The organism is Sideroxyarcus emersonii, assembly GCF_021654335.1.
GTDB classification, from domain to species: Bacteria; Pseudomonadota; Gammaproteobacteria; order Burkholderiales; family Gallionellaceae; genus Sideroxyarcus; species Sideroxyarcus emersonii.
In genome coordinates, this window is record NZ_AP023423.1 from 2029561 (window position 1) to 2041493 (window position 11933).

The following is an 11933-nucleotide window of genomic DNA, read 5'->3' on the forward strand; positions in this document are numbered from 1 at the left end:
AACCTGAGCGGTGCCGGAGTTCAGGCGGGCTGAAACTGATATAGCCACGTTTCGGTGATCGTCTGCTCTCCGCTGCGCAGGAAAAGACGTATCTCGACCGGCTCTTTTGACGTACCCAGTTCTCCCAGGTCAAAGAATGTGTGCCAATGCCCCGGGATGCCGTCGGGCACCGCCTCGGCCCTGATCCGGCTCAGCGTGCCGCGCGTGGCCGACACAACTACTTCGGGAGTGACGCCCGCGGCAAGCTGGTCGAGCGCTCCGCCCTTGAATTCGACCACGAATTTATGCACCCCGGGCGGACGCTTGGCCGGCTCGCCGCCTCGTCCGATACGGGTCGCCACGCAACGCGCGAGGGAGGTCTTGAACGGCTCTTGCGCCGTCCAGTGCAGGCGATAGCGCAAACGGTAACTGGAGCCTGCCGTCGCTTTTTCGCGCGGGACCCACATCGCGCCGATGTTGTCGTAGAGTTCCTCGTCGGTGGGCTGTTCGACCAGTTGCACCGAACCTTCACCCCAGCCTTCGAGCGGCTCGACCCACAAACCGGGGCGGCGCTCGTAATGAACGGCATCCAGGTATTCGCCGAAATCGCGTTCGCGCTGCATCAGGCCGAATCCGCGGGGATTGTTGTCGGCAAAGGCCGATACGGTGATACCGTCGGGTGCGTTGAGCGGGCGCCAGATATGTTCGTTGGCGCCGGTCCACAGTGCGAGGCCGTCGGAATCGTGCACTTCCGGCCGCCAGTCTGTCTGCTTCGCCTTGTCTCTTCCGGAGAACCAGTACATCGAAGTGAGCGGCGCGATGCCGAAACGCGCAACGTCGCGCCGCAGGAACAGGTTGGCTTCGACGTCCATCACCACGCCCTTTTCCCGGGTCAGGACGAAGCGGTAGGCGCCGGTGATGCTCGGGCCGTCGAGCAATGCATAGACGACCACCGAATTGGATATGTCGCCGGCGGATTCAAAATAGAAGCGGGTGAATACCGGAAATTCCTCCGTCTTGCCGAACTCCACCGTATCGATGGCAATGCCGCGTGCCGACAGGCCGTATTGGTATTCGTCGCCGATGGCACGGAAATAGGAGGCGCCCAGGAACGCGGCCCAGTCGTTGTGCTGCCAGTCGAGGCGCGACTGATCGCCGAGCCGGCTTTCCTGGATGCGGAAACCGGCGAAATGCGTCTGCGCCCCGAGGCGTTGGGCAGGACTGTCCGCCGGCATGTCGAAGTGGCGCTTGTCGAACAGGATCTCGCGCGCCAGGGTGTGGGGCTGTTTATCGCTCAAGGCACGGTCAAGCCGGTACATCCTGACCGAGTCCTGGAAAAATCGCCCCGGATGGAAAAATTGCACGGGATACTGTCCGGGACCGCCGGCGAAGAGCGCATCATCCGGCTTGAAGTGGATCTTGCCGTGCGCCTCCCAATCGATCTGTTCCAGGATATCGCGATCCGGCTGGGGATCGGGCTGATACGGCTGCTTCGACTGGCGCCGCGCTTGTTCGACCAGCCCCGCCCAGGAGAATGCCGCGGCGGAGCCCAGCGCCAGGCCAGATTCGGCGGCCATGACATTGGACCAGGGTAATGCGGTGGAAGCTGCGGCGCTGGCCAGCAGGCCCAGAAATTTTCTGCGGTCGAATTCTGACGACATGGGAGTCTCGCTGCTCGTTCGGAAATGCCGGTATGAGAACCGGCATTCTAGCTTATGCCCAGGCGCGCACCAGCACGTAGGGAGTACTGCGCTCCTCGGGGGTGAGCAGCCAGTGGTTGCGGCGCAGCGAGAGCCCCCACCTGGATTCGCTCGTAAACACGGTGATCGGGACGGCCAGCAACAACGGCAGCCCCACCGGCAACAGCCACCACACGGCATTGCGCTGGAACAGGAAGATCGCCAGCAATGCCGCAGCAACGATGGCCATGACCGGCATGAAGCGGCGCAATGCGTCGCGCCACTGGACCGATTGAGCCTCGCGGCTGGGAGATTTCCACTCCAGATTCAGGCCGGTCAGCGCACCGATGACGAACAGGGTATGGGCCACCATGCGGATCGGCGCCTGCAATGCCGACAGCCCGGCTTCGAACAGAGCGCTCTTGATCAGTGCCGCACTGCCGCCGTATGCCGCCTGTTCACCATGCTTCATGATCGCCACCACAGCCAAGACCCTGGGCAGGAACAGCATCGTCAGCGTCAGCGTCCACAGCAGCCCCAGCGTGGACGAAAGACCCAGCCACGGGAACATCAATGCGGGGGCATGCTGCTCCAGCAGATGCAGGCCCAGGCTGGTCAGCAGGAAACAGAGCCACAACGGTGCCGACACATAGGACATGGCGCCCGTGAACAGCATGGCACGGTGCACCGCCTGGAAACCTGGTTCGGTGATCAGGCGGAAGTTCATCAGGTTGCCCTGGCACCAGCGACGGTCGCGTTGCAGTTCTTCCATCAGGTTGGAAGGCTGTTGCTCGTAGCTGCCCTCCAGGTCGGTCGTCAGCCAGGTATGGTAGCCGGCGCGCCGCATCAGGGCCGCTTCCACAAAATCGTGCGACAGAATCTCGCCCGACAGGCCGCCGCGCCCCGGCAGCAAATCGAGCGCGCAATGCTGCATGAACGGCTCGACGCGGATGATGGCGTTATGTCCCCAGTAATGTGATTCGCCCAGCTGCCAGAACTGCATGCCGGCGGTGAACAGGCGTCCGGCCACCCGACCGGCAAATTGCTGCGCACGGGCATGCAGCGTCTGCACCCCGCAAACGCGCGGAGCAGTCTGGATGATGCCGGCCTGCGGATTCGCCTCCATCATGCCCACCAGGGTGGCGATCGATTCCCCGCTCATCACGCTGTCGGCATCGAGCACCACCATGTACCGATAGTTGCGTCCCCAGCGACGGCAGAAATCCGCTACATTGCCGGCCTTGCGGCGGGTACGGCGCTGGCGCAGCCGATAATAGATCCGGCTGCGGTCGCCCAGTTGTGCCTGTAACTCCGACCAGGCGGCCAATTCTTGCGCACGCAGATCAGGATCGCAGGTGTCGGAAAGCACATAGACATCGAACAGCGCAGCTGCCCCGCTGGCGGCCAGGGATTCGCAGGTGGCGCGCAATCCAGCAAACACGGCCGCAACCGGCTCATTGCATATCGGCATGATGACGGCGGTGCGCGCATCTCGATCCAGGGTGCGCGGATCGAGCGCAACAAATGGCAGCGCATGCGGGTCAGGATGCGATTGCACCCAGAAACCCATCATGGCGGTAACGAAGCCTGCAGTCACCCAGCCAAAGAGCACGACGAAGATGGCAAGCTGGATGAAGTGCAGGACCGGATGCATGCCATTCGCGGCCTGGGTATGAAAGAGCAGGCTTGCCGCGATGACCGTGCTGGCGAGCACGATGGCCACCAGCGCCGCCCGCCGCCTGGAAGCGGCAGCTTTCCAGCCCGGCGTTTGCACATCCGGCTGTACATTGCTCGCGCCAAACAACGCAAGCCACAAGCCGCGCCAGAATCCTGTCCATGGTCGCGGCACCATGCTGCCACGACAGAGGGGTGGAGTCGTTCTTGTCGACCTGATCGCATCCGGAATATCGCAAGGTTTCATCTATGGTGTCATGCAGTAATTGTCATGCCACCAAGGTGAGCAACTATCGTGCCGCGCCCAGACGAAATGTTCACGGCCCTGATTTATAGAATATTTGGTTCATGTCGAACGGGAAATGTCGGCCTTATTCCGCAACCACATGTCGCCTGATGGCGACACAAAACATGAACATATCCGACTCGATGCGATAAGCAGGTGATCGCTAATGGAAATGCCGTGTCGCCTACAGGAGACAGCGCTCGCAACGAAACGAATCAATACATGGGAACGGGTGTGCGGGCATTGAAACAATGCGCGACAGCGTGCGAGAATCCCCGCCGGGATTCAATCCCGCGACACAGATTCATCAACCCGATCGAGAATGCGCATGGACGAAACTGTCAAAGAAGACCTGAAAGCAATCCAGGCCCAACTGAAAACCTTGAACGGCTACCTGAGGATCATGCTGGTCTGCATCGCAGCCGTCACGGTCACCCTGGTGTCCGAAGTCGTGCGTCACTGGTAAACAGCTTCCACCGCCTGCCAACCACAAGCAGCGCGCCGGTCCGGTTCGCCATGCGAACTGGGGCGCGGATCAGCCCGACCTGCGCACGAATAACGCGGGGATCTGCGCCTTGGGTTTGCCTGCCGGCGGCTCGACCGCTTTCTTTGCCGGCGGTGCAGCGCTGACGCTCGGTTCGTAAGGCTTGTCGAACCAGGGATCATGGCTGGGCTTCTTCGGTGCGGAAGCGTGATATTCGCGCCTGTGTTCGGATGCTTCGCCGCGCTGGGCACGGTGCGTTTTCGCACCCGGTCCCGGTGAGCTTACGCGCTCCTTCTGGATCTCCGTCTTGATCAGTTTCTCGATCTCCAGCAGGTACTTTTCCTCTTCCGGCGACACCAGCGAGATCGCGGTACCGGATGCGCCTGCACGGCCGGTGCGGCCGATGCGATGCACATAGTCTTCTGCCGCATGCGGTATCTCGTAGTTGATGACCATCGGCAAACTGTCGATATCCAGTCCCCGCGCCGCCACATCGGTGGCGATCAGTACGGAGACCTTGCCTTGCTTGAAGGATTCCAGCACCTGCATGCGCTCCAGCTGGCTCTTGTCGCCGTGGATGGCATCCGCGGATACGCCTTCGCGCTGCAATTCCCTGGCCAGGCGGCTGGCCGTCAGCTTGGTCTTGGTGAAGACGATGACCTGTTTCGCATCGTCGCCCTGCAACAGCTTGGCCAGCAATTGATGCTTGTTCGCCTGTTCGACCAGGTAGACCTTCTGCGTGATGTTCTCGGCAGAGGCATTGCTCCGCGCCACCTCGATCAACGTCGGGTAATTCATGAAATCTTCGGAAAGCTTCTTGATCTCGCTCGAGAAGGTCGCGGAGAACATCAGGCTTTGCCGCTGCCTCGGCAACAGCGCCAGGATGCGCTTCAGCGCCGGCATGAAGCCCATGTCCAGCATGCGGTCGGCCTCGTCCAGCACCAGCATCTGCACCTGGTTCAGCAAGACCGTCTTCTGCTCGATATGGTCCAGCAAGCGTCCCGGTGTCGCCACCAGTATCTCCACCCCCGCCTTCAGGTGCGGCGTCTGTTGCTTGATGTCCACCCCGCCGAACACCACCAGCGAGCGCAGGTGTGTATGCCTGGCGTAGGTCTTGATGTTCTCCTCGACCTGGATCGCCAGTTCGCGCGTCGGCACCAGGATCAGCGCCCGCACCGGATGCCTGGCGGGCGAGGTGCTGGAACTGGCGTGCGGCAACAGCTTCTGCAGCATCGGCAGCGCAAATGCAGCCGTCTTGCCCGTTCCCGTCTGCGCCCCTGCCATCAGGTCATGGCCCTCCAGCACGGCCGGGATGGCTTGTGCCTGGATCGGGGTGGGAGTGGTGTAGCCGGCTTCGGCCAGCGCCTTGAGGATCTCTGGAGACAGCTTCAGATCGGTAAAACTGACGTTATTCAATTATCTTCTCTTCATCGTAATTCTGGCTTGGATGCATGACATTATACGCTCCTGCGCCAAGACCGGCCGCGACCGTCATGAAGCCGTATAATCACCTGCTTTGATTGAGACTTTTCCCCACATGCCGCTTCCCGACCACCGCCCGTTCCCCACCATCGCCATCATCGGTGGCGGCCCTGCCGGGTTGATGGCCGCAGAAGCGATCTCGCAAGGCAATGTCCGCGTCGACATCTACGACGCAATGCCCAGCATGGGACGCAAGTTCCTGATGGCCGGCAAAGGCGGCATGAACATCACCCATGCGGAGCCGTTCGATGCCTTCCTCACACGTTTCGGCGCGCGCCGCAACGACATCGAACCGTTGTTGCTCGGTTTTCCGCCGGATGCCTTGCGCGAGTGGGTGCACGGCCTGGGTATCGCCACTTTCGTGGGCACGTCCAATCGCGTCTTTCCTGTCGACATGAAAGCTGCACCGCTGTTGCGTGCCTGGCTGCATCGCCTGCGCGAACGCGGCGCAGGCTTCCACGTCCGGCATCGCTGGAACGGATGGGATGCGCAAGGCGACCTGCGTTTCACCACTCCCGAAGGCGAACGCATCCTGCACGCCGATGCGCTGGTGCTGGCGCTGGGCGGCGGCAGCTGGCCGCAGCTCGGCTCCGACGGCGCATGGGTGACACTGCTCGCGCAGCACGGCATAGAGATCAAGCCGTTGCGCCCAGCCAATTGCGGCTTCGACGTCGTCTGGAGCGATTTCTTCCGCGAGCGATTTACCGGCGAACCGCTGAAATCGATCGCCGCCACTTTCGGCGACCTGCGCAAACAAGGCGAATGCGTCATCACCGAACATGGTGTCGAAGGCAGCCTGATTTATGCGCTCTCGGCGGTATTGCGCGACGAGATCGCTCGCCACGGCCAGGCCGTGCTGCATCTCGACCTGTTGCCGGACTGGCCGTTGCAGCGCGTGCAGAAAGAGGTGTCGCATCCGCGCGGATCGCGCTCCCTTTCCAGCCATCTGCACAGCAGGCTGGGATTGAAAGGCGTGAAAGCCAGCCTGTTGCGCGAGGCGCTGGATGCAGACCAGATGCACGACACGGCACTGCTGGCACGCACCATCAAATCCCTGCCGTTGCGCTTGACCGGTACGCGCCCCTTGAGCGAGGCCATCAGCACCGCAGGCGGCGTTGCATTCGAATCGCTGGATGAAAGACTGATGCTGACCAGGCTGCCCGGCGTGTTCTGCGCGGGCGAGATGCTCGACTGGGAAGCTCCCACCGGCGGCTATTTGCTCTCCGCCTGTTTCGCCAGCGGCCTCGCGGCCGGGAAAGGCGCGCTGGATTGGCTGCAGCATCGGGATCAAATGCCGGCCTGAGGTGCCCGGCAATTTGGCAAGCCGTACTCATGCGCTACAATGCGCAGAATCCCTCCCGAACGACAAGGAAAAATCATGAAGCAATACAGCAAACGCACCGCGCTCATCCATTGGCTGGTCTTTCTGCTCGTGATCGCCGCCCTGTTCCTTGGCCATGAACTGGACGAGAGCAAGAACACCGCACAGAAGATCTCCATGTTCCCGGTACATTTCCTGATCGGCGACCTGGTCCTGCTGCTGGTGCTGTTGCGCATCTATTTCAGGAAGAAAGACGGCGAGCCCGCACCGGCCAATGCCAACCCGCTGCTGAACAAGATCGCCGCCGCCACTCATGTGCTGCTGAACCTGTCGCTCATCGCCGTCGCGGTCTCCGGCATCGTCACAGCAGTGACTTCCGGCGTGATCGAAGCAATCAAGAAAGGCGACCCGAACCTGATCCCGGATTTCAGCAAGGTCGACGCCAAGGAATTCCATGAGTTGTTCATCGGCATCATGCTGTTGCTGGTCGCATTCCATGTCGTCGCTGCGCTGTATCACCAGTTCGTGGTGAAAGACCATCTGCTGCGCCGCATCATGGTCCGGCGTTTCTGACACGTTTGGCCGGCGGCCGGGCGAAACACTCGCCGCTCATCAGCAACTTGGATACAGCATTACTGAAATTCATCCATATCACCTGCGTGGCACTCAGTTACGCGCTGTTCGTCCTGCGCGGCATATGGATGCTGCGCGACCGGGCATCCTGGCATGCGAAATGGATGAGGTTCGCGCCGCACATCGTGGATACGGTGCTGCTCGCCAGTGCCGTCACGCTCGCCTGGCAGCTCGGCCTGTCGCCGTTGTCCACACCGTGGCTGGCTGCCAAGATCGCGGCACTGCTGTTGTATATAGCGATCGGCGCGGTGGCGCTGAAATACGGCAAAACCCGGCGTATCCGCCTGTTTGCCTGGCTGGCGGCACAAATGGTGTTCTTTTATATGATAAGCGCGGCCGTGACGCACAACCCGGCACCGTGGAAAACTTGATAGGAAATAACAGATGAAGATTCCGGCTCGTTACAGCAACCTGCTTTTCGGCGGCATGCTCTCCGTCATCATGGTCACCATCATCTCCGGTACGGTGACCTTCATCAACCAGGGATATGACGCAGACTTCTTCAGCCGCTGGTTCAGGGGATTCGCCACCGCATGGCCCATCGCCTTCCCCTCGGTGCTGGTGGTTGCGCCGTTCGTGCGGCGCGTGGTGTCCAGGATCACCGTGTGATCAGTTTTTCTTCCAGCCGACCGCCAGCGCAAACATACCCAGCAACACGAACCAGAGCAGCGACCACTCCGGGATGCCCAGCGTGAGGAATGTCCAGCCCTTGGCTGCGCATTCGCCGGAGCCATGCATCAGCTCCTGCAGCACGTCCGACATCGGGAAGTTCTTCAGCATGTAATCGAGGCCGGGGCCGCAGGCCGGCACTTGATCCTTGGGCAGGTGCTGGATCCAGATATGACGCAACGCCACCGCGACGCCAGCGATGGCGAACAGCCCGATCAGCACGGCATAAATCCTGGCGCCGATCTGCCTTGCGTTGTGCAGCGCGGCAAGGCCGAACAGCACGCCGATCACGATGAAAATCACCCGCTGCAGCATGCACAACGGACAGGGATCCTGGCGCAGCACGTATTGCAGATAGAGCGCAGCGCCGAACAGCCCTGCCACGATCAGGGCACCGGCAAGATACAGCCAGCGCCTGGAAATAGCGTCCCAGAGTCTCAGCATGTCACGCCGCCTCGTCCATCCATGCGGCCTGGATGGCTTCCAGCACCTTCTCGCCGCCGCGGCTGTGATCGTCATCGAACCCGTCCAGATCGACCACGTAGTTGTGCAGGTCGACGAAGCGCACCGTGCGCGGGTCGATGTCGGGATGCTTCTCACTCAGCGCGATGGCGATATCGCGCACGTCTATCCATTTCATTTGCTGTGCCCCTCTTTTGCCATGTTGATGGTGTACTTGGGTATCTCGACCACCAGTTCCCGTTCACCCACGATGGCCTGGCAACTCAGGCGCGAGTTGGCTTCCAGCCCCCAGGCCTTGTCCAGCATGTCTTCTTCCAGCTCGGTCGCCTCTTCCAGGCTGTCGAAGCCCTCGCGCACGATGACATGGCAGGTGGTGCAGGCGCAGGATTTCTCGCAGGCATGCTCGATCTCGATATTGTGCTCCAGCAGTGCGTCGCAAATCGAGGTCCCCGGCGCAGCTTCGAACAATGCCCCCTTCGGGCATAGCTCCTCATGCGGCAAAACGATGATCTGGGTCATTTCACTTTTCCAGTTCCGATAACTTGTGCCCGGTCAGCGCATGCTTGACGCTCTGGTCCATGCGCTTCTGGGCGAATTCGGTGGTAGCCAGGTTCAGCGCCTCCACCGTGCGCTTGATGGCCTGGTGGTCGCTGCCGTCCAGCGCCGTGCGCAGCGCATCCATACTGGCACGGATGCGCGCCTGCGCAGCCGCATCGAGCAGCGCATCGCCGTCCTGCTGCAGCGCATTATCCACTGCCTCCAGCAATTGCTTCGCCTCGGTCTGCTGCTCGCGCAAGGCGCGCGCCTGCATGTCCTCGCGCGCATGCTGTGCCGAGTCTTGCAGCATGCGGGTGATCTCCTCGTCGCTGAGGCCGTAGGATGGTTTCACCGTGATGTGCGACTCGACCCCGCTGCTCGTCTCTCGCGCCGAGACGCTGAGCAGTCCGTCCGCGTCCACCTGGAAAGTGACGCGGATGCGTGCCGCCCCGGCCACCATCGGCGGAATGCCACGCAACTCGAACTTCGCCAGCGAACGGCAATCGCTCACCAGTTCGCGCTCGCCCTGCACCACGTGGATGCTCATCGCGGTCTGGCCGTCCTTGTAGGTGGTGAATTCCTGCGCCCGCGCATTCGGGATGGTGCTGTTGCGCGGGATGATCTTCTCCACCAGCCCGCCCATGGTCTCGATGCCGAGCGACAACGGGATCACGTCCAGCAACAGCCAGTCGTCGCCGCTGCGATTGCCTGCCAGCACGTTGGCCTGGATGGCGGCGCCCAGCGCCACCACCTTGTCCGGGTCGAGGTTGTTCAGCGGGATCTGGCCGAAGAACTCCCCCACCGCCTGCTGTACCTGCGGCATGCGCGTAGAGCCGCCGACCATCACCGTACCTTTGATGTCTTCCACCTTCAGCTTGGCATCGCGCAACGCCCGGCGCGTGGCCTGCAGCGTGCGGGCAACCAGGTTCTGCGTCATCTCGTAGAACGCTTCGCGCGTCAGCGTCAGATCCACCAGCTCGCCGGTGCTGAGCACCGCAGTGATCTGCGTCTGCGGATATTCGGTGAGCTGCTCCTTGGCGATGCGCGAATGCGTCAGCAGCAGGCGCGTGTCATGCGGCCCCAGCGCCGACAGGCCGGCATTCTCCAGCACCCAGCAATAGATGCGGCGGTCGAAATCGTCGCCGCCCAGTGCCGAGTCGCCGTTGGTGGCCAGCACTTCGAACACGCCTTTGGACAGCTTCAGGATGGAGATATCGAAAGTCCCGCCGCCGAGGTCGTATACCGCATAGACGCCTTCGGCGGCATTATCCAGGCCGTAGGCGATGGCTGCCGCCGTCGGTTCGTTCAGCAGGCGCAGCACATTCAGTCCGGCCAGCCTGGCAGCATCCTTGGTGGCCTGGCGCTGCGCATCGTCGAAATAGGCCGGCACGGTGATGACCGCGCCGACCAGTTCGCCGCCCAGCGAAAGCTCGGCCCGCTCGCGCAGCACCTTGAGTATCTCGGCCGAGACTTCGACCGGACTCCTGGTGCCTGCGGCCGTGCGCAATTGCAGCATGCCCGGCGCATCGACGAAGCGATACGGCAAGTTGCCGACTTCGCCCACGTCCTTCAGGCCGCGTCCCATGAAGCGCTTGACCGAAACAATAGTGTTCTGCGGATCGTCGCTTTGCACCGCCTGGGCCTCGTGGCCGACCTGGACCTTGCCGTCCGCAGCATAGCGCACCACCGAAGGCAGCATGGCGCAGCCCTGGATGTCGTTGAGCACCGTGCTGATGCCGTTGCGCACCGTGGCGACAAGGGAATTGGTCGTACCGAGGTCGATGCCGACTGCCAGACGATGTTGATGGGGAGCGGCGCTGAGGCCGGGTTCTGCGATTTGCAACAGGGCCATGTTCAGGAGTCTATTTCGTCGAATGCGGAGCCGATCTCTTCCGCAAGTTTCTCAAGGAATTTGAGTTTGCGCACTATACCCGATGCGCCAGCGTAATCGCGAGCCTCGTCGATGACGGCGGCGAGCTGCCGTTGCAGGGTATGTTCCTCATGCTGCACGCGCTGTTCCAGCGCTTCCAGCGCATCGGCATCCCTGGCCTGCTTCGCCTCTTCCAGCGCTTCCCGCCATTCCATCTGCTGCATCAGGAAATCGGTCGGCATCGAGGTGTTGAGTTCCTCCTGCGTATCGACGCCATGCAGCGACAGCAGGTAGCGTGCGCGGTTCAGCGGATTGCGCAGCGTCTGGTAGCCTTCGTTGACGCGTGTCGCCCACTGCATGGACAGGCGGCGTTCCGACTCGGGCAGATGGGCGAACTTGTCCGGATGGACATGCACCTGCAGTGCCCGATAGCTGCGCTCCAGCGCATCTCCATCGATCAGAAAGCGGACTGGAAGATTGAAGAGATGAAAATAATCCTGCTGGAAATCCGAGGTCAGGATATCCATCAAACCTTGAAGCTTTCCCCGCAACCGCAAGAATCCTTCACGTTCGGATTGTTGAACTTGAACCCTTCGTTCAACCCTTCGCGCGTATAGTCCAGCTCCATGCCGTCGATATACGGCAGGCTGTGCCGATCCACCAGCACGGTCACGCCGTTGCTGACAAACTGCAGGTCTTCGCTATCCACCATGTCGGCGAATTCCAGCTTGTAGGCCATGCCGGAACAGCCGCTGGTCCTCACGCCCAGGCGCAGGCCGACGCCCTTGCCGCGCTTGGCCAGGAAATTCTGCACATGTTTCGCCGCATTTTCCGTCAACGAGATCGACATGCCGCCT

The 11933-nt window shown here is 61.7% G+C and carries 14 protein-coding genes; 5 read left to right on the plus strand and 9 right to left on the minus strand.

Going from position 1 to position 11933, the window contains the following annotated elements; all coding sequences use genetic code 11:
- Window positions 1-20 precede the first annotated feature (20 nt).
- Window positions 21-1640: a glucan biosynthesis protein gene (locus L6418_RS09740; protein WP_237246727.1), complete on the minus strand. Its 1620-nt coding sequence runs from the start codon at window positions 1638-1640 to the stop codon at window positions 21-23.
- Between the two features lie 52 nt (window positions 1641-1692).
- On the minus strand, window positions 1693-3579 hold the full coding sequence (mdoH, locus tag L6418_RS09745) for a glucans biosynthesis glucosyltransferase MdoH (RefSeq protein WP_269807806.1): 1887 nt from the start codon (window positions 3577-3579) through the stop codon (window positions 1693-1695).
- A 367-nt stretch (window positions 3580-3946) separates the two neighbouring features.
- Between mdoH and L6418_RS09750 the strand changes: the two genes are divergently transcribed.
- Entirely contained in the window at window positions 3947-4084 is a 138-nt protein-coding gene (locus L6418_RS09750; RefSeq protein ID WP_237246729.1) for a hypothetical protein, read from the plus strand.
- A 69-nt stretch (window positions 4085-4153) separates the two neighbouring features.
- On the opposite strand, the gene L6418_RS09755 is transcribed toward L6418_RS09750, so the two are convergent.
- Window positions 4154-5518 carry a DEAD/DEAH box helicase gene (locus L6418_RS09755; protein WP_237246730.1) on the minus strand — a complete coding sequence of 455 codons (1365 nt, stop codon included), beginning with the start codon at window positions 5516-5518 and terminating at the stop codon, window positions 4154-4156.
- 121 nt (window positions 5519-5639) lie between these two features.
- Here L6418_RS09755 and L6418_RS09760 point away from each other — a divergent pair, with 121 nt between their 5' ends.
- The 4 genes from L6418_RS09760 to L6418_RS09775 all read left to right on the plus strand — a co-directional run bounded on the left by L6418_RS09760 (window position 5640) and on the right by L6418_RS09775 (window position 8147).
- Window positions 5640-6887 (plus strand): TIGR03862 family flavoprotein, encoded by a 1248-nt coding sequence (locus L6418_RS09760; RefSeq protein WP_237246731.1) that lies wholly within the window; start codon window positions 5640-5642, stop codon window positions 6885-6887.
- Between the two features lie 75 nt (window positions 6888-6962).
- On the plus strand, window positions 6963-7478 hold the full coding sequence (locus tag L6418_RS09765) for a cytochrome b (RefSeq protein ID WP_237246732.1): 516 nt from the start codon (window positions 6963-6965) through the stop codon (window positions 7476-7478).
- A 47-nt stretch (window positions 7479-7525) separates the two neighbouring features.
- The gene (locus tag L6418_RS09770) at window positions 7526-7909 is read left to right on the plus strand and encodes a SirB2 family protein (protein ID WP_237246733.1); all 384 of its coding nucleotides are present in this window, start codon (window positions 7526-7528) and stop codon (window positions 7907-7909) included.
- Between the two features lie 13 nt (window positions 7910-7922).
- Complete coding sequence (locus L6418_RS09775) at window positions 7923-8147, plus strand: DUF2798 domain-containing protein (RefSeq protein ID WP_237246734.1); 225 nt, start codon at window positions 7923-7925, stop codon at window positions 8145-8147.
- Here L6418_RS09775 and L6418_RS09780 read toward each other — a convergent pair whose 3' ends face one another.
- Genes L6418_RS09780 through iscA form a run of 6 tightly spaced genes read right to left on the minus strand, consistent with a single transcriptional unit; the run spans window position 8148 to window position 11926 of the window.
- A complete protein-coding gene (locus tag L6418_RS09780; protein WP_237246735.1) occupies window positions 8148-8651 on the minus strand; it encodes a disulfide bond formation protein B in 504 nt (167 codons plus the stop codon). It abuts the gene before it with no gap.
- A gap of 1 nt (window position 8652) precedes the next feature.
- On the minus strand, window positions 8653-8847 hold the full coding sequence (iscX, locus tag L6418_RS09785) for a Fe-S cluster assembly protein IscX (RefSeq protein ID WP_237246736.1): 195 nt from the start codon (window positions 8845-8847) through the stop codon (window positions 8653-8655).
- Window positions 8844-9188 (minus strand): ISC system 2Fe-2S type ferredoxin, encoded by a 345-nt coding sequence (gene fdx / locus L6418_RS09790; protein WP_237246737.1) that lies wholly within the window; start codon window positions 9186-9188, stop codon window positions 8844-8846. Before fdx ends, iscX begins: the two co-directional genes overlap by 4 nt.
- Before the next feature lies 1 nt (window position 9189).
- Complete coding sequence (gene hscA, locus L6418_RS09795; protein ID WP_237246738.1) at window positions 9190-11058, minus strand: Fe-S protein assembly chaperone HscA; 1869 nt, start codon at window positions 11056-11058, stop codon at window positions 9190-9192.
- A gap of 2 nt (window positions 11059-11060) precedes the next feature.
- Window positions 11061-11603: a Fe-S protein assembly co-chaperone HscB gene (gene hscB, locus L6418_RS09800; RefSeq protein WP_237246739.1), complete on the minus strand. Its 543-nt coding sequence runs from the start codon at window positions 11601-11603 to the stop codon at window positions 11061-11063.
- The gene (gene iscA, locus L6418_RS09805; RefSeq protein ID WP_237246740.1) at window positions 11603-11926 is read right to left on the minus strand and encodes an iron-sulfur cluster assembly protein IscA; all 324 of its coding nucleotides are present in this window, start codon (window positions 11924-11926) and stop codon (window positions 11603-11605) included. Before iscA ends, hscB begins: the two co-directional genes overlap by 1 nt.
- Window positions 11927-11933: the final 7 nt, after the last annotated feature.